The 26,273-nt window shown below is 71.4% G+C and carries 27 protein-coding genes, 1 tRNA gene and 1 pseudogene; 5 read left to right on the top strand and 24 right to left on the bottom strand.

What is annotated here, in order from left to right:
• Positions 1-663 (top strand): annotated as a pseudogene (locus tag D3105_RS05375) (glycosyl transferase); the annotation flags it as partial.
• Positions 664-701: 38 nt separating this feature from the next.
• Here D3105_RS05375 and D3105_RS05370 read toward each other — a convergent pair.
• Positions 702-1,868 (bottom strand): serine hydrolase domain-containing protein, encoded by a 1,167-nt coding sequence (locus tag D3105_RS05370; protein WP_118900447.1) that lies wholly within the window; start codon positions 1,866-1,868, stop codon positions 702-704.
• Positions 1,869-2,018: 150 nt separating this feature from the next.
• Positions 2,019-2,912, bottom strand: coding sequence for an endonuclease/exonuclease/phosphatase family protein (locus D3105_RS05365; protein ID WP_118900445.1), 894 nt, complete (start codon positions 2,910-2,912; stop codon positions 2,019-2,021).
• Positions 2,913-3,150: 238 nt separating this feature from the next.
• Between D3105_RS05365 and D3105_RS05360 the strand changes: the two genes are divergently transcribed.
• On the top strand, positions 3,151-4,707 hold the full coding sequence (locus D3105_RS05360; protein WP_118900444.1) for an MFS transporter: 1,557 nt from the start codon (positions 3,151-3,153) through the stop codon (positions 4,705-4,707).
• Positions 4,708-4,962: 255 nt separating this feature from the next.
• The gene (locus D3105_RS05355; protein ID WP_118900442.1) at positions 4,963-5,706 is read left to right on the top strand and encodes a TetR/AcrR family transcriptional regulator; all 744 of its coding nucleotides are present in this window, start codon (positions 4,963-4,965) and stop codon (positions 5,704-5,706) included.
• A gap of 35 nt (positions 5,707-5,741) precedes the next feature.
• On the opposite strand, the gene D3105_RS05350 is transcribed toward D3105_RS05355, so the two are convergent.
• The 5 genes from D3105_RS05350 to D3105_RS05330 all read right to left on the bottom strand — a co-directional run bounded on the left by D3105_RS05350 (position 5,742) and on the right by D3105_RS05330 (position 11,550).
• A complete protein-coding gene (locus D3105_RS05350) occupies positions 5,742-6,731 on the bottom strand; it encodes an NAD(P)-dependent oxidoreductase (RefSeq protein ID WP_118900460.1) in 990 nt (329 codons plus the stop codon).
• Positions 6,732-6,834: 103 nt separating this feature from the next.
• Positions 6,835-7,305, bottom strand: a complete 471-nt coding sequence (locus D3105_RS05345) for a PPOX class F420-dependent oxidoreductase (RefSeq protein ID WP_118900439.1) — start codon at positions 7,303-7,305, stop codon at positions 6,835-6,837.
• A 65-nt stretch (positions 7,306-7,370) separates the two neighbouring features.
• Entirely contained in the window at positions 7,371-8,189 is an 819-nt protein-coding gene (locus tag D3105_RS05340; protein WP_118900437.1) for a YceI family protein, read from the bottom strand.
• Between the two features lie 291 nt (positions 8,190-8,480).
• Positions 8,481-11,006, bottom strand: coding sequence for an MFS transporter (locus tag D3105_RS05335; protein WP_118900435.1), 2,526 nt, complete (start codon positions 11,004-11,006; stop codon positions 8,481-8,483).
• Between the two features lie 31 nt (positions 11,007-11,037).
• Entirely contained in the window at positions 11,038-11,550 is a 513-nt protein-coding gene (locus D3105_RS05330) for a MarR family winged helix-turn-helix transcriptional regulator (protein WP_118900433.1), read from the bottom strand.
• Positions 11,551-11,820: 270 nt separating this feature from the next.
• Here D3105_RS05330 and D3105_RS05325 point away from each other — a divergent pair, with 270 nt between their 5' ends.
• On the top strand, positions 11,821-12,036 hold the full coding sequence (locus D3105_RS05325; protein ID WP_030077455.1) for a hypothetical protein: 216 nt from the start codon (positions 11,821-11,823) through the stop codon (positions 12,034-12,036).
• Positions 12,037-12,100: 64 nt separating this feature from the next.
• Here D3105_RS05325 and D3105_RS05320 read toward each other — a convergent pair whose 3' ends face one another.
• From D3105_RS05320 to D3105_RS05275, 11 genes are all read right to left on the bottom strand, one after another.
• Positions 12,101-12,967 carry a hypothetical protein gene (locus D3105_RS05320; RefSeq protein ID WP_118900431.1) on the bottom strand — a complete coding sequence of 289 codons (867 nt, stop codon included), beginning with the start codon at positions 12,965-12,967 and terminating at the stop codon, positions 12,101-12,103.
• A gap of 79 nt (positions 12,968-13,046) precedes the next feature.
• Positions 13,047-13,913, bottom strand: coding sequence for an RNA polymerase sigma factor SigF (locus D3105_RS05315; protein ID WP_030579030.1), 867 nt, complete (start codon positions 13,911-13,913; stop codon positions 13,047-13,049).
• A gap of 234 nt (positions 13,914-14,147) precedes the next feature.
• A complete protein-coding gene (locus D3105_RS05310; protein WP_118900429.1) occupies positions 14,148-15,026 on the bottom strand; it encodes an RNA polymerase sigma factor SigF in 879 nt (292 codons plus the stop codon).
• 207 nt (positions 15,027-15,233) lie between these two features.
• Positions 15,234-15,527, bottom strand: a complete 294-nt coding sequence (locus tag D3105_RS05305) for a Dabb family protein (RefSeq protein WP_118900426.1) — start codon at positions 15,525-15,527, stop codon at positions 15,234-15,236.
• A gap of 10 nt (positions 15,528-15,537) precedes the next feature.
• Complete coding sequence (locus tag D3105_RS34465; protein ID WP_010056643.1) at positions 15,538-15,702, bottom strand: hypothetical protein; 165 nt, start codon at positions 15,700-15,702, stop codon at positions 15,538-15,540.
• 426 nt (positions 15,703-16,128) lie between these two features.
• Positions 16,129-17,112, bottom strand: a complete 984-nt coding sequence (locus D3105_RS05300; protein WP_118900424.1) for a phosphotransferase family protein — start codon at positions 17,110-17,112, stop codon at positions 16,129-16,131.
• Between the two features lie 82 nt (positions 17,113-17,194).
• Positions 17,195-17,755 carry a serine hydrolase domain-containing protein gene (locus D3105_RS35195; RefSeq protein ID WP_240646812.1) on the bottom strand — a complete coding sequence of 187 codons (561 nt, stop codon included), beginning with the start codon at positions 17,753-17,755 and terminating at the stop codon, positions 17,195-17,197.
• Positions 17,756-17,904: 149 nt separating this feature from the next.
• Positions 17,905-17,992: transfer RNA gene (locus D3105_RS05290), tRNA-Ser, on the bottom strand.
• Positions 17,993-18,082: 90 nt separating this feature from the next.
• The gene (gene tadA / locus D3105_RS05285) at positions 18,083-18,511 is read right to left on the bottom strand and encodes a tRNA adenosine(34) deaminase TadA (RefSeq protein ID WP_118900421.1); all 429 of its coding nucleotides are present in this window, start codon (positions 18,509-18,511) and stop codon (positions 18,083-18,085) included.
• Between the two features lie 195 nt (positions 18,512-18,706).
• Complete coding sequence (locus D3105_RS05280) at positions 18,707-19,258, bottom strand: hypothetical protein (protein ID WP_010063059.1); 552 nt, start codon at positions 19,256-19,258, stop codon at positions 18,707-18,709.
• Positions 19,259-19,552: 294 nt separating this feature from the next.
• Positions 19,553-19,795, bottom strand: coding sequence for a hypothetical protein (locus D3105_RS05275; RefSeq protein WP_118900457.1), 243 nt, complete (start codon positions 19,793-19,795; stop codon positions 19,553-19,555).
• A gap of 102 nt (positions 19,796-19,897) precedes the next feature.
• Here D3105_RS05275 and upp point away from each other — a divergent pair, with 102 nt between their 5' ends.
• The gene (gene upp / locus D3105_RS05270; RefSeq protein ID WP_010063062.1) at positions 19,898-20,533 is read left to right on the top strand and encodes a uracil phosphoribosyltransferase; all 636 of its coding nucleotides are present in this window, start codon (positions 19,898-19,900) and stop codon (positions 20,531-20,533) included.
• Positions 20,534-20,625: 92 nt separating this feature from the next.
• Here upp and D3105_RS05265 read toward each other — a convergent pair whose 3' ends face one another.
• From D3105_RS05265 to D3105_RS05240, 6 genes are all read right to left on the bottom strand, one after another.
• The gene (locus D3105_RS05265) at positions 20,626-21,228 is read right to left on the bottom strand and encodes a LytR C-terminal domain-containing protein (protein ID WP_118900419.1); all 603 of its coding nucleotides are present in this window, start codon (positions 21,226-21,228) and stop codon (positions 20,626-20,628) included.
• A gap of 202 nt (positions 21,229-21,430) precedes the next feature.
• Positions 21,431-21,727, bottom strand: coding sequence for a type II toxin-antitoxin system VapB family antitoxin (locus D3105_RS05260; RefSeq protein ID WP_003967677.1), 297 nt, complete (start codon positions 21,725-21,727; stop codon positions 21,431-21,433).
• Positions 21,728-21,934: 207 nt separating this feature from the next.
• Positions 21,935-23,467, bottom strand: coding sequence for a M28 family metallopeptidase (locus tag D3105_RS05255; RefSeq protein ID WP_118900417.1), 1,533 nt, complete (start codon positions 23,465-23,467; stop codon positions 21,935-21,937).
• A gap of 289 nt (positions 23,468-23,756) precedes the next feature.
• Positions 23,757-24,446, bottom strand: a complete 690-nt coding sequence (locus D3105_RS05250; protein WP_240646811.1) for an HhH-GPD-type base excision DNA repair protein — start codon at positions 24,444-24,446, stop codon at positions 23,757-23,759.
• Between the two features lie 85 nt (positions 24,447-24,531).
• The gene (locus tag D3105_RS05245; RefSeq protein ID WP_118900415.1) at positions 24,532-25,818 is read right to left on the bottom strand and encodes an RNA polymerase sigma factor; all 1,287 of its coding nucleotides are present in this window, start codon (positions 25,816-25,818) and stop codon (positions 24,532-24,534) included.
• Positions 25,819-25,836: 18 nt separating this feature from the next.
• Complete coding sequence (locus tag D3105_RS05240) at positions 25,837-26,247, bottom strand: YciI family protein (protein WP_118900413.1); 411 nt, start codon at positions 26,245-26,247, stop codon at positions 25,837-25,839.
• Positions 26,248-26,273 lie beyond the last annotated feature (26 nt).

Here is a 26,273-nt window from a genome sequence, read left to right as displayed (position 1 = left end):
TTCGGCATGGGCGGGCCCGGGGGCGGTGGCGGCCGACCCGGTGGGGGTGGCGGCCAGCGCGGCTCCATGCAGCAGCCTCCCGGCCAGGGTCAGGGGCAGCAGCCTCGGGGCCAGAGCCAGGGCAACCAGCAGGGCAACGCGCCAGCGGGCATGCCCACCGCACCCGGCGGTACGGGAACGGGTACAGGCACAGGCCCAGGCACCGTCCCCGGCTTCGGCGAAGGCATGAGGGGCGGCGGCGGAGGCGGCGGCATGGGCGGCCTGCTGAACGGCGCGACCGTGAACGCCGAGGCCAAGGCCCTCCTGACGAAGGGTGCGGACGACTGCACCTGGGTCGCCGCGGCGGTCGGCGCGCAGAACGCGGCAAGCTACCAACTCGCCACCGGCGAACCGGTGATGGCGATCGGCGGCTTCAACGGGAGCGACCCGTCGCCGACGCTCGCCCAGTTCAAGAAGTACGTGGCGGAAGGCAAGATCCACTACTTCGTCTCGGGCGGCGGAATGGGCGGCGGCACGGGCGGCGAAGGCGGAGGCGGCATGGGCAGTGGCCCCGGTGGCTCCTCCGGCGCCTCCTCGCGGATTTCCTCCTGGGTGACGGAGAACTTCACCGAGGTCACTGTCGGCGGCGCCACGTTCTACGACCTGACGCAGCCCACGAGTTGATGGATCAAGGCGTACGCGGCCGGGTTCGGCGCAAAGGGTCAGAACCCGGCCGCGTACGTCCAGAAGTCCCGCATCACCTCGGGCGCGGCCGGTCCGCCCATCTCCATCTGGGTGAGCAGGACCGCGACCGTGCCCGTGGCCGGGATGACGTGGGCCGTGGTGCCGGTGCCGCCGACCCAGCCGTACCGGCCGAGCACGTTCCAGGGGGCGGCGATCTCGACGTCCACCGCGCCGCCGAACCCCCAGCCCTGGCCCTCCGTGAACAGGCCGCTCGCGGCGCGTTGCTCCGGCGTCAGGTGGTCGGTGATCATCTGGCGGACGGACTCGCCGGCCAGCACCCGCTCACCGGCGTCGTTCAGGCCTTCAGTGAGCAGCATCCGGCCGAAGGCGTACCAGTCGTCGACGGTCGAGACGAGGCCCCCGGCGCCGGACGGGAAGAGGGGCGGGCTGCTCCACTGCCCGTCCGGGGCGTCGACCAGCTCGGGCTCGCCCCCGTGCCCGCCCGCCCCGGCCCGGTAGTAACCGGTGAACCGGTCCAGCGCGGCGGGCTCCACCCAGAACCCGGTGTCCTTCATGCCGAGGGGCTCGAAGATCCGCTCCGACAGATACGCGGGCAGCGGCCGGTCGGCCACCCGGGCGATCAGGACCCCGAGGATGTCGGCGCACGTCTCGTAGAGCCAGCCGTCGCCCGGCTGGTGGAGCAGCGGGATGCGGGAGAGCGCGGCCATCCAGGCGTCCGGCGCGGGCACCGCCTGCGGCTGCGGCGGCCCCTGCTTCAGCTCGGCGAAGAGCGGGGCGATGGCGGGGAGCGAGAAGTCGGAGGGGAAGCCGTACCCGGCGCGGAAGGTCAGCAGGTCCAGGAGGGTGATCGGGCGGACGGCCGACACCACGTCGTCGACCGGGCTCTTCGGGGTCCGGACGACCAGGGGCGAGGCCAGCTCGGGCAGCCAGGCCGCGACCGGGTCGGCGGGGGCGATCAGGCCGTCGTCGACGAGCGTCATGGCGGCCGCCGCGACGATCGGTTTGGTGATCGAGGCGAGGCGGAACAGCGAGTTGCGCCGCATCGGCGCGGACCCGGCGAGGCCGGCCGTACCGGCCGACACGACCTCGACCCGCTCGCCCCGGGCCACCAGCGCCACCGCGCCCGGCATCGATCCCCGGGCGATGTGGGTGTCCAGCAGTTCGTGCAGGGTGGTGGTGGTCATGGCCATCCTTCGTCCGTCCGGTACCGCGTGGTCTTTCGCGGCGGCCCTCGGCAAGGCGGACGCGTTCCCACCGCAAAAGGAAGCAATTCGAGCCGAAATTGCTGGAAAAGGAGACTTCCGGAGCGCCCAGAACTCATCGCCCCGTAGTCATCACCCCCGTAACAGCAGGTCCGCCACCACCGCCCGGTGGTCGGAGGCGAGGCTCTCCGGCACCCAGGCCCTCCGCACGCCGATCCTGTTCTTCGACACCGTCACGAAGTCGATCCGCTTGACCGGGTCCTTCGCCGGGAACGTGGGCGCGCCCGGGTCCGCGTCCGCCAGCTCCCGCCACAGCGGGGCCAGTTCGGGGGCGGCGGGCTCCGCGTTGAGGTCGCCGAGCAGGATCTTCGGGCCCCGGTCCTCGGCCATGATCCGCCGGGTGTCGGCGACCTGGGCGACGCGGACGGCGGGGTCCGGGCGGTAGTCGAGGTGGGTCACGTACACGTGCACCGGCAGCCCCCGCACCCGTACGACGACCTCGCCGAACCCCGGGGCGGGCGCGGGCACCGGGTTCGGGTCCTGGGTCGAGAGGCGGGTGATCTCGTGGTTCTCGGCGCTGACGATCCGGTGCCGCGAGAGCACGGCCACCCCGTACTCGGCCCGGGGCCCGCCCGGTTCGGCCGGGTCGAGGCTGTAGATCGGCGCGAAGGAGACGTGCATCCGCAGCCGTCGGGCCAGTTCGCCGGCGAGATCCCGCCACTCGCTGCGGGAGCCCCAGTGCCGGTCGACCTCCTGAAGCCCGATCACATCGGCTTTCAGGGAACGGAGTTCGGCCGTCTGATGGTCCAGGTCGAAGACGCCGTCCATGCCCGCGCCGGCATGGATGTTGTACGTGGCGACCCGCAGCGGCAGGCCCCGGCCGCCGGTCCCACCGGTCCCGCCCGGTTCACCGGAGGGGGAGCGGTGGGCCGACGCGGCAGCGGCGGACGGTGCGAGGAGCGCCCCCAGGAGGGAGGCGGTGAGGAGGAGGTGAGGGACACGAGACGAGCGGCGACGCAGCGACATGGCTCTCCCAAGGGCCGGAAATCGCGCACTTTGTCAGAAAACTTGTCAGGTCAGCGTCGAGAACCGTACCGCCGGGCCACCCCTCGGGTCCCAGCGGCGCGACCGGTGCGGCTCGAAAGAAATGGACTTGTACGTCGTACAGGGCTGACTTACGGTGTACAAGACAGAGTCCCGTACGCCGTACAACCATCGGCCGCACCACCACGGGCCACCCACCCATGGAGCCCAAGGAGCCCGCATGACGGCGCCCGCCGCAGAGCGACCCGACCTCTCCCACCAGGGACATCCGCAACGCTGGCTGATCCTCGGCGTCATCTGCCTGGCCCAGCTCGTGGTGCTGCTCGACAACACCGTCCTCAACGTCGCGATCCCCTCCCTCACCTCGGAGCTGAACGCCTCCACCGCCGACGTGCAGTGGATGATCAACGCCTACTCGCTCGTCCAAGCGGGCCTGCTGCTCACCGCGGGCAGCTCGGCGGACCGCTACGGTCGGAAGAAGATGCTGATGATGGGCCTCGCCCTGTTCGGCGTCGGCTCGCTCGTGGCGGGGCTCTCCCAGTCGGCCGGCCAGCTCATCGCGGCCCGCGCCGGGATGGGTGTCGGCGGTGCGCTGCTGCTCACGACGACGCTCGCCGTCGTGGTCCAGATCTTCGACGAGACCGAGCGGGTCAAGGCGATCGGCATCTGGTCCACCGTCGCCTCCCTCGGTTTCGCGGCGGGCCCGCTGTTCGGCGGGTTCGTCCTCGACCACTTCTGGTGGGGCGCGATCTTCCTCATCAACATCCCGGTCGCCCTGATCGGTCTGGTCGCCGTCGCCCGGCTCGTACCGGAGTCCAAGGTCGCGCAGGGCGACCGGCCCGACCTGCTGGGCGCGCTGCTCTCCACGATCGGTATGACCGCCGCCGTCTTCGCGATCATCTCCGGGCCCGAGCACGGCTGGGGCTCCGGCCGGGTGCTGCTGACGGCGTTCCTCGGCGTCGCCGTGCTGGCCGGGTTCGTGCTGTGGGAGCTGCACATCCCGAACCCGATGCTCGATATGCACTTCTTCCGGAACCAGAAGTTCGTCGGCGCGGTGGCGGGCGCGATCCTGGTCGCCTTCGGGATGACCGGTTCGCTCTTCCTGCTCACCCAGCACCTGCAGTTCGTCCTCGGGTACGGGCCGTTGGAGGCGGGGCTGCGGACGGCGCCGATGGCGCTCACCGTGGTCGCCCTCAACCTCACGGGCGTCGGCGCGCGGATGGTCCGGAAGTTCGGCACGCCCGCCGTCATCGCGGCGGGGATGAGCTGTCTGGCGGCCGGCCTGGTCGCCATCGCGGTGCTCGGCGGGTACGGCGGCATGCTGTTCGGCCTGATCGTGATGGGTGCCGGCGTCGCCCTCGCGATGCCCGCGATGGCCAACGCCATCATGAGCGCCATCCCGCCGGAGAAGGCCGGGGTCGGCGCGGGCGTCAACGGCACGCTCGCGGAGTTCGGCAACGGCCTCGGGGTCGCCGTGCTCGGCGCGGTGCTCAACGCCCGGTTCGCCGCGCTCGTCCCGGCCGCCGTCGGCGCCGCCTCGCTGCCCGCGGCCCTGGCCGCCGCCGACGGGCCCGCCGCCCGGGAGCAGATCAAGGACGCGTTCGCCGCGGGGCTGGAGACCAGCCAGCTCGTCGGCGCGGTGGCGGTGCTGGCGGGCGGCCTGCTCGCCGCGCTGCTGCTGCGCCGGGCCGAGCGGGTGGAGGCGGCAGCTCAGCAGCTGAAGGCCGACGCTGCGCAGGCAGGGGACCGGGCAGACGCGACGGGACCGGCGGCATAGCATCGGATATGACGCGCGTACCGGACCGTCAGCGTCCGGTACGCCGTTTTTCCGGCGGGCCCGCACGGCCCGGCGTTCGGCAGGACCGCTCGGTGGCAGATCCGAGCACGACGAGGAGAGTGCGCCATGGTGTCCGGGCCCGGTTCCGAACCCGATTCCGCGTCTGAGCCGACGTCAGAGGCTGTGTCCGCGCCCGCATCAGCTCCTGGTGCCCGTCCCGCTTCCGCGTCGTCCGGCGGCTCGAAGGACGCCGCTGTGCGGCCCAGCGTCTGGCTGGGCCGCACGGCCCCCTCGCGCTCCCGCCGGACCGAGTCCCCGGCGGGTCTGGACCGCAACCGGATCACCGAGGCGTCGGTGCGGCTGCTGGACGCCGACGGACTCGCCAGGTTCTCGATGCGCCGGCTCGCCGCCGAGCTGGACGTCACCGCGATGTCCCTCTACTGGTACGTCGACACCAAGGACGACCTCCTGGAACTGGCTCTCGACTCGGTGTACGCGGAGATCGACCGGCCCCGCGAGGGCGCCGACTGGCGGGACCGGCTGCGGGAACTGGCCCGCAGCTACCGCGAACTCCTCGTCCGCCACATCTGGATCTCGCCGCTGGCCGGGACGTTCCTCAACATCGGCCCGAACTCCATGCTGTTCTCGTACGCCGTCCAGGACGTGATCCGGGACACCGGCCTGCCCCTGGAACGGCAGACGGGCGCGCTCTCGGCGGTCTTCCAGTTCGTGTACGGATTCGGCACCGTCGAGGGCAACTTCAAGGCGCGGTGCGACGCGACCGGGCTCACCCAGGACGAGTACCACCAGCAGGCGATGGGCACGATCCGGGCGGAGCCGCACCTGCGGGAGATCTCCGACTACTCCGACGAGATCATGTCCGCCCGGGGCGGCGAGACGGTCGAGGAGATGCGCGAGCGGGACTTCGTCTTCGCGCTGGACCTGGTGATCGCGGGCATCGAGGCGGTGCGCGACCGGACCGGATCCCCGGCCCAGTAGCCGCGTGGCCGCCCGCGTGCCTGGCGGGCTCCGGCTCAGTAACCGCGTGCCGTGTCCACCGTCAGCCCGGGGCGGCGGCCCGCCGTCACGTCCTCCCAGCAGGCGGCGAAGTCCACGGCGATGTCCTCGTCGGTGGTGATCCCCGAGGAGTGCGAGGTGATGACCGTACGGGGCAGCTTCCACACGGGGTCCTCCGGCGCGGCCGGTTCTGCGGGCAGTACGTCCAGCACCGCCCGCCGCAACCGGCCGTCCCGCAGCGCGGTCTCCAGCGCCCCCATGTCCACGGTCGCGCCCCGCCCCACGTTGACGAACGTCGCCCCGCGCACCGCCGCGAACCGGTCGGACCCGAAGAAGCCCTCCGTGGTCGCCGTCAACGGCAGCGTGGAGATCACCCAGCGGGCCTCACCCAGCACGCCGGTGTCCTCGGCGGCCCCGATCACCCGGTCGAATCCCGGCGGCACGACGCGGTCGGCGCCGGGCTCCGGCCCGTACCGCGTGGTGCGGGCCACGCCCACGGTCCGTACCCCGCAGGCGGCCAGCAGCCGCCCCACCGCCGCGCCGATGCGGCCGGTGCCGTAGACCAGGGCGGTCTGCCCGGCGACGAGCTCCGAGGGGAGGCGCTCCCAGTGCGCCCGGGCGTGCTGCTCGGTGAACTCCGGTACGGACTGGGCCTCGGCGAGCATCCAGCCCAGGACGTACTGGGCCATCCGCTCGCCCATCCGGCCCACGGTCCGGGTCAGCAGCGCCGGGCCGGGCCAAGGGCCCCCGGAGAGCAGCCGGTCCGACCCCGCGGTGATGCTGTGGAACCAGAGCAGCCGGTCCGTCCGCAGGGCGTCGGGCAGCGCGTCGCCCACGCAGAGGAGGGGCGCGTCGGACGGCGGCGGAACGTCCGTCAGGGGCTCCGCACCGCGCCCGGTGATCCGCTCCAACTCCCGTACCAGCTCGGGATCCAGCGAGGGAGCGACCAGCAGCCGGGCCTGAGCCAGGGCATCGGGGCCGGGCAGCGGCGGGGGCGGAACGGGCAGCCTGCACGTTAGGAGCGAATGGGGCGTCCCCGCGCCGGGCGGTTCCCCTGGAACCTGCCCGGCGCCCGCGCTCACCGCCCCACTGCTTGCGCTCATCGCGCGATCAGCTCCCCGGGGCCAGGTGGGCCGGGAAGCCGCCGGTGGCGACGGGGCCCCAGCGCTCCGGGGTGACCCGGATGATCGACTTGCCCTGCTTCAGCATCGCCGCCCGGTACTCGTCCCAGTCCGGGTGCTCCCCCGAGATGTTCCGGAAGTACTCAACGAGCGGCTCGACCGAGTCCGGGGCGTCGATGACCTCCGCCGCACCGTCGACCTGCACCCACGGCCCGTCCCACTCGTCCGACAGCACGATCACGCTGACCCGCTCGTCGCGCCGGGCGTTGCGGGTCTTGGCGCGCTCGGGGTACGTCGACATGACGATCCGCCCCGAGTCGTCCACGCCGCAGGTCAGCGGGGATCCCTGGGGGCGGCCGTCGGCCCGGGTGGTGAGCAGGACCGCCCGGTGCCGGGGGCGTACGAACGCCAGCAACTCGTCGAGCTCCACGGCGGTGTTGGTCGCGATGTTCGGTGCCATGCCCACCACCCTACGACCGGCCCGGGCCCCTGGTCGGGCAGCGCCTCGCGCGACGCGGGCCCGGGTCACGCCATGGGCAGCGCCTCGCCCTGCACCGCCTGGATGTCCAGCTCCACGCGCAGCGTCGTGCCGATCGCGGAGATGCCCGCCTGGACGACCTGGTTGTAGTTCATCGCGAAGTCGTCGCGGCGCAGTTCGGCGGTGGCGTGGAAGGCCGCGCGCACCCCGCCCCACGGGTCGGGCCCCGTGCCGAGGTAGGTCAGGTCCAGGTCGACGGGGCGCGAGACGCCGTGCATGGTCAGTTCACCGTGGACGGTCCAGCGGTCGGGTCCCGCCGGGTCCAGCGCGGTGGAGCGGTAGGCGATCTCCGGGTACCGGTCCACGTCCAGGAAGTCCGGCGAGCGCAGGTGCTTGTCCCGCATCCCGTTGCCGGTGTCGATGCTGGCGGCCCTGATCACCGCGTCGACCCGGGAGCGCCCGACCTCCTCGGCGATCTCGATCCGGCCGCCGAAGTCGGTGAACCGGCCGTGCACGCTGGAGATCCCCAGGTGCTGGGCGACCGCGCCGACCGAGGAGTGCGCCGGGTCAAGCGACCAGGCGCCCCGCGGCGGCAGCTCCACCCCGCCCTGCCGGGCCAGGACGATCTGTCCGGCCTCGATCCGGCCGCTCGCGGTGACGAGGGCGGTGGAGGCGGCGGGGGCGTACCCGACCGCCGTGACGATCACCGTGTACGCGCCGGCCGTCAGGGAGCCGTCCGTGCGGACGGCCCCGTCCTCGTCGGCCGCGGCCCGCAGCACCTGGGCCCCGGTCATGTCGGTGACCGTCACGACCGCGTGCTGGACCGCCCAGCCGTCCCGCGTCCGTACCTGTGCGCGAAGTCCCATCCGTATCTCTCCCAGAAGCCCTAGCTCGATGACTCGATGACCCGCGTGCGGCGCCCCGGCGACCCGGCGTCCCGTCGGAACGTGACGGAACGTGGGGGCCACATGAGTCGGGCCCCGGGGCGGTCACGGCCGGCCGTCCCCTGCCTGCCGTACCCGCCACCGGGGCCCCTTCCCACCCGGTCGCGACAGCCTCTCCGCTCGAAGTGCCGCCCGACCAGGGGTCTTCGCGATCCCTTCACGTGAGCCCGTGCTTTTCACCTGCACAGGAGTACGTGCTCACGTGAGGGGCCGTCACTCGCCCGGGTGGGCGAGCTCGATGTCGTGCCCGTCGACCCCCGTACCGCTGACGGTGAGGGAGCCCGCCACCGGCGGGTAGCCGGTCGCGACGACCGAGTACTCTCCCGCGTCCAGGTCGGTGAAGGCGTACGCCCCGTCCTCGCCGGTCGTCGCGGTGGCGACCACGTTGCCCGCCGCGTCGATCAGGGTCACCCGGGCGTCGGCCAGCGGACCCCGGGCGGACCCGGCCCGCACGGTGCCCCGGACCAGGGCACCGGACCGCAGCGCGGCCTCGACGCGGGTGACGCCCTGGCCGCCGATCTCCACCGGCAGCGCCAGCGGACGGAAGCCGGCCGCGTTGACCGCGACGGTCACGGAGCCCGGGATCAGCTCGCCGAAGGCGAACTCACCGGTCGGGCCGGACGCGCCGGTGGCCAGTACGTCGCCCCGGACGTCGGTCACGATGACCATCGCCCCGTCGACGGGGGCGCCGGACTCGGCTGCCCGGACGGTCCCGGCCAGTCCGCTCGTACCGGACAGCAGGATGTCGAAGGCCAGCGGTTCCTCGCCGACGACCACCGTGGACGCCTGCGGCTGGAAGCCGTCGGCGGAGGCGATCAGGACGTAGCTGCCGGAGCCGGGGGCGTCCAGGGTGTATGCGCCGTCGGTCCGGGCCACGGAGCGCCCGAGCTGCCGGCCGCCCAGCGAGATCAGGGTGACGGCCGCACGGGCGACCGGAGCGCCCTCCGCACCGCGCACCACACCGTGGACGGGGGTGCCCTGCACAGTGTCCAGAGGGGTCTCCGCCGTGTCGACCGAGGTGACCCCGGCCGCGCCCTCGGAGACCGGAACGGCCGCGCCGACGGTGGCGGGCACGGGAACCTCGGCCGTTTCGACGGCGGCCGGAGCCTGGTCCGACGTCTCGGTGGGGGCGTCGTTCGCCGCGCTGGTCTTCAGGGCGACCTCCTTGATGAAGATCGTCACGATGAAGGCGACGAGCGCGCACGGAGCGGCGTACAGGAAGACGTCGCCGACGCCGTGCCCGTACGCGGCCTCCATGACCAGCCGGAACGGCTCGGGCAGCTTGTCCAGGTCGGGGATGCCCCCGCCGCCGGTACCGCCGTGGCCGAGCCGGGCGCCCTCCGGGCCGAGCGCGGCGAGGCCGTCCTTGACGTACTGGGTGACCCGGTTGCCGAGCACCGCGCCGAGCGCCGAGACGCCGATCGCACCGCCGAGGGAGCGGAAGAAGGTGACGACGGAGCTGGCGGAACCGAGGTCCTCGGGAGCGACCTGGTTCTGCGTGGCGAGGACCAGGTTCTGCATCATCATGCCGATGCCGAGACCCATGACGAACATGAAGACCGCGACGTGCCAGTACGGGGTGTCGTACCGGATCGTGCCGAGCAGCCCGAGCCCGGCCGTGACCAGGAAACCGCCGGTGACCAGCCACGCCTTCCAGCGTCCGGTCTTGGTGATGACCTGGCCGGAGATCGTCGAGGAGAGGAAGAGCCCCGCGATCATCGGGATGGTCATGACGCCGGACATCGTCGGCGACTTGCCGCGCGCCAGCTGGAAGTACTGGCTGAAGAAGACCGTGCCCGCGAACATCGCGATACCGACGAACAGCGAGGCGATCGAGGCCAGCGTGATGGTGCGGTTACGGAAGAGGCGCAGCGGGATGATGGGTTCCTTGGCCCGCGACTCGATGAACACGAAGACCAGGCCGAGCAGGACCGAGCCCGCGACCATCACGTACGTCTGCCACGACAGCCAGTCGTACTTGTCGCCCGCGAAGGTCACCCAGACCAGCAGCAGGGAGACGGCGGCGCTGATGAAGAACGCGCCGGACCAGTCGACCTTGACGCCCTCGCGCTTCACGACGGGGAGCTTCAGGGTCTTCTGGAGCACGATCAGCGCGATGACCGCGAAGGGCACGCCGACGTAGAAACACCAGCGCCAGCCCATCCAGCTGGTGTCGGTGATGACACCGCCGAGCAGCGGACCGCCGACGGTGGCGACCGCGAAGACCGCGCCCAGGTAGCCGCTGTAGCGGCCGCGCTCGCGCGGGGCGATCATCGCGGCCATGACGATCTGCGCCAGGGCGGAGAGACCGCCGACGCCGATGCCCTGGATGACGCGGCAGACGATGAGCATGCCGCTGCTGGTCGACAGACCGGCGACGATCGAGCCCAGGACGTAGATCACCAGGGCTATCTGGACCAGCAGCTTCTTGCTGAAGAGGTCGGCGAGCTTGCCCCAGAGCGGGGTGGTGGCGGTCATGGCCAGCAGCGAGGCCGTCACGACCCAGGTGTAGGCGCTCTGGCCGCCGCCGAGGTCGGAGATGATCTCGGGCAGGGCGTTGGAGACGACCGTCGACGACAGGATCGCGACGAACATGCCGAGCAGCAGCCCGGTCAACGCCTCCATGATCTGCCGGTGTGTCATCGGCGTGCCGTCGGGGGTGCCGGAAGCGTTGCCGCCGCCGTGCCCTCCGTGCTTGGCGTGGCCGCCCCGCACACCGGTGGGTGTGGTCGTAGCCATTGAGTTCCTTATCCGTGCGTATTTGCTTCTGTTACACAGGTGTACGGGCGTGAGCCTCGTCGCCGAGGCCGGTCCTGCACTCGCCGGTGTGACGTCCGGGGACGCAGCCGCCGGATCCGCGACAGGCGAAGCTGTCACGGAGCCGGGACAGCAGCGCGATGAGCAGACCGACGTCGTCGTCGGACCAGTCCTGGAGGTTGTGGGCGAACACCTCGGTGGTCCGCCGGGTCAGTTCGTCGAGCTGCGCGTGTCCGCCGGGGGTCAGCCGCAGGATGCGGGACCGCTTGTCCGCCGGGTCCGGGGACCGTTCGATCCAGCCGCGGTCGGCCACATGGGCCACGTGGCGACTGGTCACCGACATGTCCACGGACAGCAGCTCGGCGAGCCGGCTGATCCGCATCTCGCCGTGCCGGTCCAGGAGGGTCAGTACGGCGGCGGATCCCGCGGGGCACTCGGGGGGCAGCGCTCGGGCGAGCCCCCTTTTGACGGCCCCGACGGCGCTGAGCTGTCGGGCCAGTTCCTCGTAACTACTCCGTGCGGCCACGGGAACCCCCAGCACACTCACGACTATGTTGTTGCTTAGGGCAACGATAGAAGCCGTTGGTTGCTGCAGGCAAACGAAAATGGCCTTGCAGAAGTAAAGGAACGCAAAAGCCTCCGTAGGGTCGAGGTCAAGCGCGTGCGCCGCCGGTTGCCCGCTTCTTTGGCGGTGCGATTCTCGGACGATCTTCAGATGCGCCGCCGCAGGTAGGGCGGGGTGCCCGGTGGCCCCGGGGGTTGGGCCGAGGGCCCGAGTTCGCTAGGGTCCTGCCCCATGGCACACAACCCCCACGCCCCTCAGCCGGGCCCCGAGGGCAACCACGACCCGGCGGGCAGCACGCAGATGTTCCGCGCCTTCGTCGACGAGGGCGAGCCGCAGCGGCGGCAGCAGCCCGCGGCGACCTCGTCCGGGCCGAGGGTCGGGGTGATCGCGGCCGTGATCGCGGTCGTCGTCGTCCTCGGCGCGGTGGCCTGGCTCGCACTGGGCTGACGAGCGGCCGTACGAGAGTGCTGCCGCACCGCAGCACGCTGGTACGACACCCGCCGTGTGGGGGTCACTCCCACACGGCGGAGACATCCTGCGTCTCGACGCGCATCCCCGGCGGAACCCGCCAGGACTCCACGCAGACGGTGTACGTCTTCGAGCGCGTGGAGCGCGCGTCGATCGGGGCGGGCAGGGGCTGGGACGAGGTGATGGTCGCCCAGTCGACGCCGAGGGCCCCGATGATGTGCGTGGCGAAGGTGACGGTCCCCGAGCGCGCCGGGGAGCCTCCGGTGTTGCGGAACTCCACGGTCACCTTCTCGCACCACCGCTTGTCCGCCGCCGCCCGCTGCGGGGCGCTCAGCGTGAGCGCGGCCGGGGTCGCGGGCGGAGCGGGAGGCTTCGGGCTGCTGGGCGTGCCGGGCCCCGGAGGGGATGGGTTGTCCGTGACGCCGTCCGGCGGGGACCCGGTTCCGCCGCTGCCGCCCGTCTTCGAGGGTGCGGAGGGGGCCGCGGGCTGCGAGGGGGCTGCCCCCGGCCCGCCGGACGAACCGTCCGTCTGAGGCCCGCCGGGCGTCCCCGCACGCGCCCCACCGGAACCGTCCTGGGCGTCGCCGGACCCGCCGGCGCCCGAGAGCCCGGCGCCCGGCGACGTACCACCGCTCGGTGACGTACCACCGCCACCACGCCCCCTGCCCCCAGCGCCCCCACTCCCGCTCTCGTTCCCGTTCTCGTCGAGGGGGGTGAGCGTCACATCGCCCGGGGGCGCCCCGTCCGAGGGAGGCTTCGAGCTTCCGGCGGCCGCGCCCACGGCCGTGTACCCGTCGCCCGGCCCGCTGCCGCAGCCGGACAGCAGGCCGGTGCCCAGGCACAGCGCGGCCGCCGAGGCGGCGACGGCGGTGCCTCGGCGGCCGGTGGAGCCGCGTGTCTGACGTCGCATCGCGTCAGTGTGTCTGACGCGGCGTCACATAAGAACCCTCGTGAACCATTTTCCTCCGGCCCTCCGGTGGCTCTTCGACTCAGTCGGCGATGAGCCCTTCCCTGAGCTGGGCGAGCGTGCGGGTCAGCAGCCGGGAGACGTGCATCTGGGAGATGCCGACCTCCTCGCCGATCTGGGACTGGGTCATGTTCGCGAAGAAGCGGAGCATGATGATCTGGCGTTCGCGCGGGGCGAGTTTGGCCAGCAGCGGCTTGAGGGACTCGCGGTATTCGACGCCCTCCAGTGCCGTGTCCTCGTACCCGAGGCGGTCCGCGAGGGAGCCCTCGCCGCCGTCGTCCTCGGGGGAGGGGGAGTCCAGCGAGGAGGCGGTGTAGGCGTTGCCGACGGCGAGGCCGTCGACCACGTCCTCCTCGGAGACCCCGAGCGCGCGGGCCAGCTCCGGGACGGTCGGCGAGCGGTCGAGCTTCTGGGCGAGCTCGTCGCTGGTCTTGGTCAGGGCGAGCCGCAGCTCCTGGAGGCGGCGGGGGACCCGCACGGACCAGGAGGTGTCACGGAAGAAGCGCTTGATCTCGCCGACGACGGTGGGCATGGCGAACGTCGGGAACTCGACGCCGCGTTCGCAGTCGAACCGGTCGATCGCCTTGATCAGGCCGATCGTGCCGACCTGGACGATGTCCTCCATCGGTTCGTTGCGGCTGCGGAACCGCGCCGCGGCGTACCGCACCAGCGGGAGGTTCAGTTCGATCAGTGTGTCCCGCACATAGGTCCGCTCCGGACTGTCCGTTCCCTCGGGGCCCGAGGCCGGGCCGAGCGCGGCGAGCCGCAGGAACAGGGAGCGGGACAGCGTGCGGGTGTCGATGGCTTCCGGTGAGCTGGTGAGCACGGCAGGTGCCGGCACGCTCTTCGTGAGCGTGAGCACCTTCGAGCTGCCCTGTTCTTCGGACATGCCACCCCCTTGAGGTCGCGGACGGTCGCGGTGGCCGCGACCATCGGAGGAACGCAGCCTCCACCTGAATACCGGAGGCGGGGCTGCGGCAAACGCGCTTCGAGCAGAATGTCACATGTCGGCAACACGCTGTAGTGACATGTCGACAAGTCAGCGACGAATCCGCCCTGGAAACAGGGGGTGTAGCCCTTTTATGCCGTCAGAACTGCTCTGTGGACGGTCTACCCGTTCCGGTTACGCCTCGATCCTGTTTGCGGATCTCAGTCGGGCGAAACTTCTGGCGAGGAGCCTTGACACATGCATCTGGGAGACACCCAGCTCCGCGCTGATCTGAGACTGGGTCAAGTTGCTGTAGTAGCGCAGCAGGAGGATGCGCTGTTCGCGCTCGGGAAGCTGGACGAGGAGGTGCCGGACGAGGTCGCGGTGCTCGACACCGGCGAGCGCCGGGTCTTCATAGCCGAGCCGGTCCAGCAGCCCGGGCAGCCCGTCGCCCTCCTGGGCGGCCTCCAGTGAGGTCGCGTGGTACGAGCGCCCGGCTTCGATGCAGGCCAGGACCTCGTCCTCGGAGATCTTCAGCCGCTCGGCGATCTCGCCGGTGGTGGGGGAGCGCCCGTGAGCGGTCGTCAGGTCCTCGGTGGCGCCGGTGACCTGGACCCAGAGTTCGTGGAGCCGGCGGGGGACGTGGACGGTGCGCACGTTGTCGCGGAAGTAGCGCTTGATCTCGCCGACGACGGTGGGCATCGCGAACGTGGGGAACTGGACGCCGCGCTCCGGGTCGAACCGGTCGATGGCGTTGATCAGTCCGATGGTGCCGACCTGGACGACGTCCTCCATCGGCTCGTTGCGGCTGCGGAAGCGCGCGGCGGCGTACCGGACGAGGGGGAGGTTCGCCTCGATGAGGGCGGCCCGGACCCGGCGGTGCTCCGGAGTGCCCGGCTCCAGGTTCTTGAGCTGACCGAAGAGAACCTGCGTGAGCGCCCTCGTGTCGGCGCCGCGGGCCCGGGCGGGCCGGGCCGAGGGGTCCGGGGCCTCGGTCTGGATGTCCTCGGCCGGAACGGTCGGGACGGCTTGGACGGCCTGGGGAGGCACTTGAGGCGCTGTACTGGCCGGCACGGTGACGCCACCCCTTTGCGGTCAACTAGTCAACTACGGTCAACTCATCCGTCAAAAGCGGTCATAGCATCACAAGACATGTCCACTGTGTGCAAGCACCTCATAGTGCCGTGTTGACGGCATAAGGGTTTAAACGAAACAAGGAAACCCCCCGCCTGAACGGCGAGGGGTCGACGGAACCGGACGGGCCGGTCCCCTTTGGCGAGATCAGAAGGGGTAGTCCGCGATCACCCATGTGGCGAATTCGCGCCACTGTCCGGCGGCGGCCTGGTGGGCGGGGTGCTCGATGTACCGCTTGAGCGCGTCCTCGTCGGCGACGGCGGAGTTGATGGCGTAGTCGTACGCGATCGGCCGGTCGGTGATGTTCCAGGCGCACTCCCAGAACTCCAGCTCCGGAACCTGCCCGGCCAGCTCCCGGAAGGCCCGGTCCCCGGCGACGACCCGCGGGTCGTCCCGCTCGACGCCGTTGTTCAGCTTGAAGAGGACCAGGTGGCGGATCATCGGGCGGCTCCTACTTCACCAGTTCTGACATGAAGTCACCGACGCTCTGGGCGGCGGTGGAAATGCCCTCGAACCCTACCTGGACGAGCTCGGCGGCCCGCTGCGGAGACATGATGATCGTGTACAGCACGAAGACCACCAGCATGTAGATGATGATCGTCTTTGCCTTGGCCACAATCATGCCTCCCCGTCGACCTCATGTGCGATCGGGCGATTCTATCCGCACGAATGGCCGTATCCGGTGGCCGTTTTTGATCACTGATGCGCCTTTTAAGGACCTACGACCCCGCCATCGAGGCCTTTCGCCGGACCTCCCGAGCCTCGCAGCCCGGCACGATGGATAACGAGCCGGACGGGACCAGGCAGGACCCGGAAGGCCGGAACAGGGCCTCTCTGTGGGGTCGGCCGCCGCGCGATTTCCCCCCTGACCGCGACGGACGACCAGCAGGCCCTGTTCTCAACGGGGGAAGCGGCTTGTCCCCCCGATGCCGCTTCCCCCGACCTGACTGCTGGACCGGAGCGCCCGGTCGCCGTGCTTCCTCTGCACCGGCGACCGGGCGCTCTGCTGTACGCGGGTCGCAGGCGAAGGCATCACAGCGACTCAGGCATACCGCTCGAAAAGAGACTGAACATACCCCTCCAGTCGCTGAGCGAGGACATCGGCCGTCAGCTCGACGCGACCCAGCTCACGCCAGGGAACAGCGACCTTCTCCCCGTCCGGGGCAAAACCCAGCGCGTCCAGCAGCCGCCAGTAGAGATGGTCGGTGGAGTCTCCGGCCAGGGTTCCTCCCGCGGCGAGATACCGATCGGCGAACCGCATGCCCGCGGGGACCCCGTGCAGCAGCGCGAGGGTCGTCGCGCAGTGCGCCACGTCCAGATCGGCGGGCCCCCAGGAGGTCTCCACCCAGTCCACGACCCCGCTGATCCGGAGATCGTCACCGGTGCCGGTGAAGAGGACGTTCCCCGGATGGAAGTCCCGATGCAGGAAACACCCCCGGTAGGCCGGGGGCTCGCGGCGGATGACGTCGACGGCCCGCCGCCAGAGGTCGGGCCGCGCGGTGGCCGCGGGCAGGATCACCCGCTCGGGAGAGGCCCAGGCCTGATAGGTCCGAGGACGTTGCCGCGCGGCCACGGGCAGCCGATGAATAAGCACGAGTTGCCGCGCCAGCAGGTCGGCGCGGTCATCGGCACCGCGATCGTCCAGGAGCAGGGCCCCCGGCAGCAGGGACATCAGCAGGGAGGGGTGATCGCAGTGCTCGGCCGCCGCGTCCACGGCTACGAGGGTGGCCGCCGGTACGTCCGTATCACCGAGGAGGCGCAGGATGTTCGCCTCGCGGGTCAGCAAGCCCTCCGCGTGCCGAACATAGAAGGGTTTGACGAAGGACCGCAGAACGAGCGAGCGCGGCCCACCCGGTCCGCCGATATCCAGTCGCCGCATCTCCGACGTCCAGCCACCGCGCAGCGACACGGCCTGCTCGATGCGCTCCGCCTCGGAGAGGCCCTTCTTCTCCACCCAGGATCGCGTGGCATCCCAGCTCGGACGGTCACCACCATCCACACCGATGCTCTCGGCCCCTTCGCCCATGGGGGCAGGCTAGCGGTCGGCGGGCGGATGCGTTCCGTGAACCCGGTTTGCCAGTGGGGCTGTTGGAGCGCCACCGGGGGGCTTATGAAGCCCTGAGGCCTTCGGCGCACAAGGCGCTCTCGATCAACTGCTGGGGTTCGTAGACGGTGTAGCGCTGCTGGTAGTACTCCTCCGGTGTGGTGTACCCCGGCATGGCGTCGCGGATGCCACTGGTGTGCTGGAGCAGGTGGCGGAGGGAGATCCGGCGGCCGTCGTTGCCGTTGCCGTCCACCACCCCGGGCAGCCAATCGTCGACGGTGTCGTCCAGCGACAGTCTGCCCTCGGCCTCCAGTTGGAGCACCACGGTGGCGACCATCGTCTTGGAGGTGCCGGCCATCCGGAAGTACCCGGCGGCGGACACAGGCCGCATGGTCCTCAGATCGCCGGTACCGCTGGTGGCGACGGACTGCCTGGCGTCAGCCCCGATCATCCGCGCCTGCACCCCGCTGACGCCGATGTCCCGTATCGCCGCTGTGTCCCGGCGTAACTGCTCGGCGGGGGAGGGCCCGACGGGCTGGGCGACGACGGGGGCCGTACCGGTGGCGAGCAGCGTAGCGGCACAGCAGACAGCGGTGACGAGCTGCGAGCGCAGAGTCAGAGCCATGAAGCCCGAGCCTCGCGGCCCGGGACCCGAGCTCCGGGGCCTCGTCGATGAGTGCGACATGACCCCTGGTGCTCGTACGGTCGGCTGAGGCTGAGGCACAGGGCAAAGCGAAGGGCCCGGCTCATCGAGCCGGGCCCTTCGTCCACCAGCGGTAGCGGTGGGATTTGAACCCACGGTGACGGGTTACGCCACACTCGCTTTCGAGGCGAGCTCCTTCGGCCGCTCGGACACGCTACCGAGAGAGAGCTTAGACCATCCCGGGCCGTGGACAGAAATCGGTTCTCGGGGGAGGAGCCCGACGTGGCCGGGTAGCCAGGTCTCACCTGGTCAGAGGGTGCGGAAGAACGCCGTCAGCTGCTCCGCGCACTCCGGCTCCAGGACGCCCGCGATGACCTCGGGGCGGTGGTTCAGGCGGCGGTCGCGGACGACGTCCCAGAGGGAGCCCGCGGCGCCGGCCTTCTCGTCGCGGGCGCCGTAGACGACGCGGGCGACGCGGGACTGGACCAGGGCGCCCGCGCACATCGTGCAGGGCTCCAGGGTGACCACCAGGGTGCAGTCGGTCAGGCGCCACTCGCCCACGGCCTCGGCCGCCCGGCGCAGGGCCAGGATCTCGGCGTGCGCGGTCGGGTCGCCGGTGGCCTCGCGTTCGTTGTGTCCGGTCGCCAGCTCCGTGCCGTCGGGGCCGAGCACGACGGCGCCGACCGGCACATCGCCGGCCGACGCCGCCCGCGCGGCCTCGGCCAGCGCGCGGCGCATCGGGGCCCGCCAGGGATCGCGTACGGGGTCGGGCTCCCGTACGCGTACGGGAGCCGGGGCGGGCTCGGGTGAGGGGTCCGGCGGTCGTGCGGTCACTCGCGGACCCTAACGGACGGGGTGGGGTGGAGCAGGTGGTGGGAGAGGGGATGGATGAGGGATGGGTGCCCGGGGGCCTGGCAGGGGCTCGCGCGCCCGCTAGCGGACCGACTCCAGGACCTCCGCCGCTCCCACGGCCTCCGCGATCTCCGCGAGCGCGTCGGTCTGCAGGGTCAGCAGCTCCTTCTCGGACATCCCGAGGTCGGCCAGGACCCCGAGCTCGCCGATCGGGCCCGCCGGAACGGCGTCCGGGTCGGGGGCGTCGTCGTCCGTGTCTGCGGCGGGGGCGGTCCGTTCCGGTTCGCCGTCCTCCGTGCCGTCGAGGTCGACGAGCTCCTCCAGGGCGGCGATCTCGTCCTCGGCCCCTGGTTCGCGGCCGAGCATTTCGTCGGTGAGCAGGATCTCCCCGTAGGAGGAGCGGGCGGCGGCGGACGCGTCCGAGACGTAGATTCGGGGGTCCTCCTCACCGTCCACCCGGACGACGCCGAACCAGGCGTCCTCCTGCTCGATATAGACCAGGACCGTGTCCTCGTCCACCGAGGCCTCCCGGGCCAGGTCCGTCAGATCGGACAGGGTCTCCACATCGTCGAGCTCTGTATCGCTCGCTTCCCACCCGTCTTCGGTGCGCGCGAGCAGTGCGGCGAAGTACACCGTGACTCTCCCACTGGTCATAGGCGAATCGGTCCGACGGGAGGGCGAACGGTGATCCGTCCGTCCTGAGCCCCGCCCAATCGGCATCGTGGCAGAAACAAGCGCTGTGCGAGACCTCTTCGACCGTTGCGTCGGCCATCAGTTCCAGGAGTGCCTGGTCGGCCCTCACCCTGACGCGCCGATCGGAGGGGGAGCGCGCCGGTGGTACTCGGAGGGCTCGCCAGGGGTTCACCAGCAGATTCACCGGGGACGCGGCGGATGATCCGCCCGTCGCAACCCACGGCCCCCGCCGGTTCACCAGCGGAACGTGCGCATCCGCATCTGTTGCCGCATTCGGGCGGCCCGGGCCCGGCGCGGCTGCACCCGGTCCCTCAACTGCTTGGCCTCATGGAGTTCACGGAGGAACTGGGCGCGGCGGCGGCGGCGCGCCGCGTCACTCTCCTGCGCGTCCTCGGCATCGCCCGCCACGCTCTCGGCGTCGCGCCCCTCGCGCTGCCCGCGCGAGGCCGGGTTGTCCCGCAGATCCCCGTCAGCCATCGACACACCACCCCAGTGCTGGGTCCGTATGCCCCCACCTTCCCCCCGAACAGGTGGTTGATGCCAGCGCAGAGTGCCGGGCGGCGCGGTTACTGTTGACGCATGCGGATCCACGTCGTCGACCACCCGCTGGTGGCGCACAAACTCACCACGCTGCGCGACAAGCGCACCGACTCCCCGACCTTCCGGCGGCTCGCCGACGAGCTGGTCACCCTCCTCGCCTACGAGGCCACCAGGGATGTGCGTACCGAGCAGGTCGACATCGAGACCCCGGTGACGCCCACGACGGGCGTCAAGCTCTCGCACCCCCGGCCCCTCGTCGTCCCGATCCTGCGCGCCGGTCTCGGCATGCTCGACGGCATGGTCCGGCTGCTGCCGACCGCCGAAGTGGGCTTCCTCGGCATGATCCGCAACGAGGAGACGCTCCAGGCGGAGACGTACGCGACCCGGATGCCCGAGGACCTCTCCGGCCGCCAGGTCTACGTCCTCGACCCGATGCTGGCCACCGGCGGCACCCTCGTCGCGGCCATTCAGGAGCTGATCAAGCGCGGCGCCGACGATGTCACCGCCGTCGTCCTCCTCGCGGCGCCCGAGGGCGTCGAGGTGATGGAGCGCGAGCTGGCCGGGACGCCGGTCACCGTCGTCACCGCCTCCGTCGACGAGCGGCTCAACGAGCACGGCTACATCGTGCCGGGCCTCGGGGACGCGGGCGACCGGATGTACGGGACGGCCGAATAGAGCCCGCACCACCCCCCTCTGACGACTTTGCGCCCCGTTCCCCGCGCGTACGTACGAAACCGTACGCACGCGCAGGGAACGGGGCGCTTCCGTCAGCAGGAGGGGGACGGGGACGGTGCCGGCTTCGTCAGGGCCGTCATCGCCGCCGTGGCTTCCTTCGGCGTGCTGAACGCCTTGAACTTCGCCCCGAGGATCAGGTCGACCTCACCCGTCTTCCGGGTGTCCGTCTTCTGCACCGTGCCCGCCAGTTGGGTGCCGAGCACCGTGAAGCTGCCGTTCTTCGCGGCCGGGGCCCCGAGCAGCACGCCCGTTCCCGGCACCTTCTTGTCGTACTCCTTCGACGCGTTGCCCACCTCGCCGATGGCGAAACCGCGCTTCTTCAGCTCATCGGCGGCCGCCTTGGCCAGCCCGGTGCGCGTCGTCGCGTTGTAGACGTTCACCTTGATCGCGGCCGGCTTCGGCAGCGCCTTGACGGGGGCCACGGACGGCTTCGCGGTGGGGCAGTCCCGCTTGTGGTCGGCCGCGTTCGCGCTCTTGTCGCCGCCGGTGAACACGTCGATGAGCTGCAGACTGCCCCAGCCGACGAGACCGAGGACGACGACGGCTCCGATGCCCGCGAGGACCAGCCTGCGGCGGTGCCGGGGGCGGCGCATGCGGGGGTAGGTGTCGCCCGTGATGCGGTACTTTCCGCCCATGCCGGGGGGAGTGAGCATGCTCATGGAGGCAGCGTAATGCGACCCGGTGATGATGCGTACTAAATGATCAACGTATGGCACCCGGATGAGCGTGAAAGCACCCGAAAGCCCGAATCAGGGTGTCGGGGGGACGCCTCAAGATGCGTAAACCCCAGTGGGGTGTGTGGTGCCGCAGCGGAGGGCCGCCGGTGCCGGGGCGGTATCAGCCCAGGTCGAGGACGCGTGCGTGCAGGACCTGGCGCTGCTGCAGCGCGGCGCGGACCGCCCGGTGCAGCCCGTCCTCCAGGTAGAGGTCGCCCTGCCACTTCACGACGTGCGCGAAAAGGTCCCCGTAGAACGTGGAGTCCTCGGCGAGGAGGGTCTCCAGGTCCAGCTGGCCCTTGGTGGTCACGAGCTGGTCCAGGCGAACCGGACGCGGCGCGACATCCGCCCACTGGCGGGTGGATTCCCGGCCGTGGTCGGGGTACGGCTTCCCATTTCCGATGCGCTTGAAGATCACACGGAAAGCCTACCGGTCAAGAGCCACCGGGCGCAGCCACGGAAGCTCACCGCTATGCCGGTGCAAAGGGCGTATAGCGCTGGATAGGGCGGGATACCGGGGCAGCGGGGCAGCCCCGGGGTGCTTTCGCCCGCCTGCTCCCGCCCGCCCTGCTTACGGGCTCCGGTGCCAGTGCCGGAGCCCGTGAGCCGGTGCGGTGGTCGGTCGTTACTCCGTGACGCGGCCGTGGCCCTCGCGCAGGCCGCCTCCGCTACCGCCGCTGCCGGGCGTCCCGGTGCCGGTGTCGGGGTCGACCGGGAGGGTCAGCGAGCGCAGGTCGTGCGCGTACGTCCCGACGGCGTTGGCGATCACGTCGATGTTGGTGTCGAAGTGACCCATGTCGATGTTGTCCAGGTCGTCGCAGGCCGCGTGGTAGCAGGGGTCGTACGCGATCCCCGCCTCGCCGCCGAACACCTCGGCCTGGGCCGCCGTCTTGATGCCTTCAGCCCCGGTGTCCGTACCGCCGGACGGGATGCCGACCTCGATGAACGGGCCGTAGTCCGAGCGTCCTGTGAAGTCCGTGCCCGCGTGCGGCTTGCCCTTGCCGTCGAGGAACTCGTTGATGTCCCGCTCCAGTTGGGCCGAGCCCTCCGGGCCGGGGCCCTCGCCGACCTGGTCGGAGTTGTCGCCGTCGAAGACGAACTGGACGCCGTTCGGCGAGGCGATCATGTCGAAGTTCAGGTAGAGCTTGATCTGCTCGCGCTGCTTCTCGGTGAGCGCCGCGACGTACTTCTCCGAGCCGATCAGGCCGTTCTCCTCGGCCGACCACCAGGCGAACCGCACCTTGTTGGCCGGCTTGCTCTTCGACTTCGCCAGCTTCAGGGCGACGTCGAGCAGACCGGCGGAGCCGGAGCCGTTGTCGTTGATGCCGGGGCCCTCGGTCACCGAGTCGAGGTGGGCGCCGAGCATCACGGTCTTGGCCGCGTTGCCGCCGGGCGTCTCGGCGATGACGTTGCGGGTGGGGCGGTCCTCCTGGAGCTCGCGGATCTCGAAGGAGACCGTGACCTCGCCGGCCCCGAGGTCGGCGACGAGCTTCTCGCCCTCCTCCTGGGTGAGCCCGCCGGTCGGGATCTTCCCGGCGGCGACCTCGCCGAGCGTGCCGGACAGCGCGCCCTCGACGTTGTTGTAGATGGCGGCTCCGGCCGCGCCCGCGGTGGCCGCGGCCGCCTGCTTCTCGGCGAAGGAGCAGCCGCCGCGCTTGATCAGCGCGATCTTCCCGGTGAAGTCCGCGGCGGCGTAGTCGGTGGCCTCGCAGCCGGTCGTCTCGTCGACGGGTACGGCGACGAGCTGTGCCGTCACGCCGCCTTCCTTCGTCGACGGCGTGTACGTCATGGCCTTGATCGTCACGTCGCGGGGCGTCGGCGACACCACGGCGAGCTTTTCGGCCAGCGTCTCGGTGTAGGTGAAGCGGAAGCTCTCGTACGAGACCTTGTAACCGGCCCGCTGGAGCTGCCGGTAGACGTACGCGGCCGAGGCGTCGTGACCCAGCGAACCGGCGGCGCGGTGGCCCTCGGTGGAGTCGGCTATCGCCTGGAACTGCTGGAGGTGTTTGTAGGCGTCGCGTGCGGACGCGTTCCTCACCAACTCCCGCGACAGCTTGGCCGCTTCCTTCCCGGGGTCGTGCGAGGCGGGGCGTCCGGGGTGCGGGGACGCGGCCAGGAGGAGCGGTGTGGCCAGGGCGGTGGCGGCCACGACAGCCATGGCTCTGCGACGTGTTGCGTGCACAGGAGTCCTTCCGGTCTGAACGGCTGGTGCCCCGAGCCGCTGGTTCCTCGAACGGCTCGGTGGCTGAAACGGCTGAACGGCTGAACGAATGTGCTGCGAAAGCTAGCGAGTGCGGTGACGCCTGTGAACCGGTGTGGCTGATTCTGATCGGTGGGGTGGGGGTGTCGGCCTGTTCCGGTGCATGGTCATGTCACTTTCGCGCCCCCGGGCGACGTCTGCTCCCGCGTTCCTTCGCCCGTGACGACGTACTTCTCCCGCCGACGTCCTACTTCTTCCGCGGCGTCCCGGGCTTCTTCGCCGCCTTGGCTGCCTTGGCCGCCGCCTTGGCCTCCTGTTTGTACGCACGCACCTCGACCAGCGACTCCGGGCCCGTGATGTCGGCGACCGACCGATGCGATCCGGCCTCCCCGTACGGGCCCGCCGCCTCCCGCCACCCCGGTGGACGTACGCCCAACTGCTTGCCGAGCAGCGCCAGGAAGATCTGGGCCTTCTGCGCGCCGAAGCCGGGCAGGGCCTTGAGGCGGTCCAGCAGGTCGTCGCCGGTCGTGGTGTCCCGCCACACCGCGCTCGCGTCGCCGCCGTACTCCGCGACCAGGAACTGGCACAGCTGCTGCACCCGCTTCGCCATCGAGCCGGGGTAGCGGTGCAGGGCCGGTCTGGTGGTGAACAGCTCGGTGAAGGCGTCGGGGTCGTAGGCGGCGATCCGCCCCGCGTCCAGGTCGTCGGAGCCCATGCGTTCCGCGAGGGTGTACGGGCCCGTGAACGCCCACTCCATCGGAACCTGTTGGTCCAGCAGCATGCCGACCAGGGCGGCCAGCGGGCTGCGGCCCAGGAGTTCGTCCGCCTCGGGGTTCTGGGCGATGTGCAGGGTGACGGCCTCGCTCTTGCCCGTCCCCTTGGTCTTTCCCTTGCCGCCGGTGCTGTCGCTGCCGCTGCCGTTGCCGCTCGTGGTCATGCTGCCGATCATCGCGAGCGCGGCGGGCGGCGGCGAGCGGGGCTGCGCCGATGGCCTCTTCCCAGTCGGCCGAAGGGAGTACCCCCTATCCGGACGGCCGGTCCAGTCGGCCCGCGCGCCGGCGCAGGTAGCGGGCCTCGGGCTCGCTGAGGGTGGCGTCGGCGGCCGCGCGGTAGGCGGTACGGGCGTCGTCGTGCTCCCCGGCGCGTTCCAGGAGGTGGCCGCGTACGGCGTCGAGCCGGTGGTTTTGCTGCCCGAAGGCCCCGGAGGCCTTCGCCAGCGCGTCGACCTCCGTCAGCCCGGCCCGGGGCCCGTGCACCATGGCGACGGCGACCGCCCGGCCCAGCGCGGCGGCGGGGTCGGGGGAGCGCCGCACGAGGAGGTCGTACAGGGCGAGGATCTGCGGCCAGTCGGTGTCCTCGGCGCGCCCCGCCTCGTCGTGCAGGGCGGCGATCGCGGCCTGGAGCTGGTAATCCCCGGCCGGCCCCTGGGCGAGCGCCTCCTCGGCCAGGGCGATGCCTTCGGCGATGGCCGTACGGTCCCAGAGGGCCCGGTCCTGTTCGTCGAGGGGGATCAGCTCACCGTCCGGGCCGGTGCGCGCCGGGGTGCGCGCCTCGGTGAGGACCATCAGCGCCAGCAGCCCGGTGACCCGCCCCTCGTGGGGGAGGAGCCGGCGGACGGCGCGGGTCAGGCGGATCGCCTCGCGGGCCAGGTCCGTGCGGTGGAGGTCGGGGCCCGCGGTGGCGGTGTAGCCCTCGTTGAAGATCAGGTAGAGGACCTGGAGCACGGCGGCCAGCCGCTGGTCGCGGTCCTGCGCGTCCGGCTGCCGGAACTGCGTCCCGCGCACCGCCCGCTTGGCCCGGCTGATCCGCTGCGCCATCGTCGCCTCCGGCACCAGGTGGGCGCGGGCGATCTCCGCCGTGGTGAGGCCGCCCACCGCGCGGAGGGTCAGCGCGATCTGGGCGGCGGGGGAGAGCGCGGGGTGGCAGCAGAGGAAGAGCAGGGTGAGCGTGTCGTCCTCGGAGGGGGCCCGGCCGAGGCCGGAGGGGCCTGTCCCGGCGGGCCCTTCCCCGGGCGGCGGGGCGACGAACGCGTCCGCCGGGGTGAGGGCCGCCGCCGTCTCCTCGCGCCGACGGCGGGCCTCGTCGCTGCGCAGCCGGTCGGTGAGGCGGCGGGATGCGACCCGGATGAGCCAGCCGCGCGGGTTGTCGGGGATCCCGTCCCCGGGCCACTGCTCGGCGGCCGCGATCAGGGCCTCCTGGACGGAGTCCTCGGCCGGGTCGAAGTGCCCGTACCGGCGGACGAGTGCGCCGAGGACCTGCGGCGCGTGGCGGCGCAGCAGGTCCTCGATGTCGTCCGTCGCTCGGCCCACCTGGACCTTTCGGTTCGGTCAGTCGTCGATCCCGCCGCCTACCGGCCGGATGAGGACGGGGTACTCGGGCGCCCCGGCCGGCTGCGGACAGCGTGCCACGCGGGCGGCGATCTCGGTCACCCTTTCCAGGCTCTCGCAGTCGAGGATCCAGAACCCGGCGAGCAGTTCCTTGGTCTCGCTGTACGGCCCGTCCGAGACGACCGGGCGGCCCTCGGCGTCGACGCCGACGGCCCGGCCCTGCGCGGGCTCCGTGAGCCCGTACGCGGTCACCAACTCGCCCGACTCGGCGAGGTCGTCGTTGATGCTGCCCATGTACGCGAACATCTCCTGCATGGCCTTCTCGTCCCAGGCCGGGCTGTCGGCGTTGCCCTTGCCGGTCTGCGCGTCGTAGTCCGCCTGACTGCCCTGGACCATCACCAGATACTTCATGACCGTCGCCTCCTGGTCGCTCGTGG

Source organism: Streptomyces globisporus (assembly GCF_003501885.1).
GTDB lineage: Bacteria > Actinomycetota > Actinomycetes > Streptomycetales > Streptomycetaceae > Streptomyces > Streptomyces globisporus_D.
The sequence above is the reverse complement of the archived record's forward strand: the minus strand, read 5'-3'. Positions and strand labels throughout refer to the sequence as shown.

Coding starts and splice junctions, on each gene's coding strand:
- D3105_RS05370 (WP_118900447.1), bottom strand. CDS start 1,868: ATGACCACCACCACCCTGCACGAACTGCTGGACACCCACATCGCCCGG.
- D3105_RS05365 (WP_118900445.1), bottom strand. CDS start 2,912: ATGTCGCTGCGTCGCCGCTCGTCTCGTGTCCCTCACCTCCTCCTCACC.
- D3105_RS05360 (WP_118900444.1), top strand. CDS start 3,151: ATGACGGCGCCCGCCGCAGAGCGACCCGACCTCTCCCACCAGGGACAT.
- D3105_RS05345 (WP_118900439.1), bottom strand. CDS start 7,305: ATGGCACCGAACATCGCGACCAACACCGCCGTGGAGCTCGACGAGTTG.
- D3105_RS05340 (WP_118900437.1), bottom strand. CDS start 8,189: ATGGGACTTCGCGCACAGGTACGGACGCGGGACGGCTGGGCGGTCCAG.
- D3105_RS05335 (WP_118900435.1), bottom strand. CDS start 11,006: ATGGCTACGACCACACCCACCGGTGTGCGGGGCGGCCACGCCAAGCAC.
- D3105_RS05325 (WP_030077455.1), top strand. CDS start 11,821: ATGGCACACAACCCCCACGCCCCTCAGCCGGGCCCCGAGGGCAACCAC.
- D3105_RS05320 (WP_118900431.1), bottom strand. CDS start 12,967: ATGCGACGTCAGACACGCGGCTCCACCGGCCGCCGAGGCACCGCCGTC.
- D3105_RS05315 (WP_030579030.1), bottom strand. CDS start 13,913: ATGTCCGAAGAACAGGGCAGCTCGAAGGTGCTCACGCTCACGAAGAGC.
- D3105_RS05305 (WP_118900426.1), bottom strand. CDS start 15,527: ATGATCCGCCACCTGGTCCTCTTCAAGCTGAACAACGGCGTCGAGCGG.
- D3105_RS05300 (WP_118900424.1), bottom strand. CDS start 17,112: ATGGGCGAAGGGGCCGAGAGCATCGGTGTGGATGGTGGTGACCGTCCG.
- D3105_RS35195 (WP_240646812.1), bottom strand. CDS start 17,755: ATGGCTCTGACTCTGCGCTCGCAGCTCGTCACCGCTGTCTGCTGTGCC.
- tadA (WP_118900421.1), bottom strand. CDS start 18,511: ATGCGCCGCGCGCTGGCCGAGGCCGCGCGGGCGGCGTCGGCCGGCGAT.
- D3105_RS05275 (WP_118900457.1), bottom strand. CDS start 19,795: ATGGCTGACGGGGATCTGCGGGACAACCCGGCCTCGCGCGGGCAGCGC.
- upp (WP_010063062.1), top strand. CDS start 19,898: ATGCGGATCCACGTCGTCGACCACCCGCTGGTGGCGCACAAACTCACC.
- D3105_RS05265 (WP_118900419.1), bottom strand. CDS start 21,228: ATGGGCGGAAAGTACCGCATCACGGGCGACACCTACCCCCGCATGCGC.
- D3105_RS05255 (WP_118900417.1), bottom strand. CDS start 23,467: ATGGCTGTCGTGGCCGCCACCGCCCTGGCCACACCGCTCCTCCTGGCC.
- D3105_RS05250 (WP_240646811.1), bottom strand. CDS start 24,446: ATGACCACGAGCGGCAACGGCAGCGGCAGCGACAGCACCGGCGGCAAG.
- D3105_RS05240 (WP_118900413.1), bottom strand. CDS start 26,247: ATGAAGTATCTGGTGATGGTCCAGGGCAGTCAGGCGGACTACGACGCG.